Below are 956 nucleotides of genomic sequence, written 5' to 3'. Positions count from 1 at the left end.
CACCAGCGCGAAGCGGGTCACCGCGTCCGGGTGGTCGGCGATCTTGTCGGCCAGCACCGCCAGCCGGTGCCGGGTGGCCCCGATGGGGGCGCAGATCGCCGCGTCGTACTCGCCGGCGGCGGCTCCGGCGGCGGCCGCGCCGTTGGAGAGCACGTCGACCACCACCGCGTCGGGCAGGTGCGCGCGCAGCCAGCCCCGGCACTGGGTGGACGCCTGCGGGTGGGCGGCGACCGTACGCACCGCCGGTAGCGACGTCCCTGGGCGGGCGCCGAGCACGAACTCCACCGGCAGGATCACCTCCCGGGTGATCACCAGCGGCTCCCCCTCGGCCAGCTCGTCCAGGGTCACCCCGACCGCGCCGCCGATGGAGTTCTCCAACGGCACCAGAGCCGCGTCCGCCTCCCCCGCCCGTACGCACTCCAGCGCCTCCCCGACGCTGCGGGCGGGCGTGCGGCTGCCCCGCTCGGCGGCGGGGACGTGGTGCAGCGCCTGCTCGGCGAAGGTGCCCTCGGGCCCGAGGTAGACGAAGCGTGTCGGCGGTGTTCCCGGCATGCCGCCCAGCCTACGCACCCGGTACGCCCACCGGGCCGCCGTCGCAGGCCAGCGCCCGGACGGCGGGCGGGCCGGCGGCCCGGACCTCGACCGTGCAGACGTCGGTGCCGGCGGTGACCAGCCGCGGGGCGGCCGGCTGACCGCGGGTGACCACCTGGAGCTGTTCGTGCCCGGTCACGTCCAGCGCGGTGTAGTGCCAGTCGTCCGCGCACAGCGGCCCGGTCGCCACCCGGATCCGCACATCGGCGGGCAGCACCTTGGCGCGGCGGACCACGTCGATGACCCGTTGCCCGGACGGGCCGCTGCGGCACGGCACCGCGACCGTCGCGGGGCCGGTGGTCGAGGTGGGCGCCCCGGCGCCGGGCAGTCCGGTGGCGGTGGGCGGGACGGGCCCGGTGGTGGGC

Annotated in this window: 1 protein-coding gene and 1 pseudogene; both read right to left on the bottom strand. The window is 77.8% G+C overall.

Annotated elements, in window-relative coordinates; genetic code table 11:
- On the bottom strand, positions 1–552 hold a 552-nt coding region (locus tag C1I99_RS31660; protein WP_325049259.1), incomplete at its 3' end, for a prephenate dehydratase domain-containing protein.
- 10 nt (positions 553–562) lie between these two features.
- A pseudogene (locus C1I99_RS33030) lies at positions 563–956 on the bottom strand (hypothetical protein); the annotation flags it as partial.

Source organism: Micromonospora deserti, assembly GCF_003236335.1.
Classification (GTDB): Bacteria; Actinomycetota; Actinomycetes; order Mycobacteriales; family Micromonosporaceae; genus Micromonospora; species Micromonospora deserti.
The sequence above is the reverse complement of the archived record's forward strand: the minus strand, read 5'-3'. Positions and strand labels throughout refer to the sequence as shown.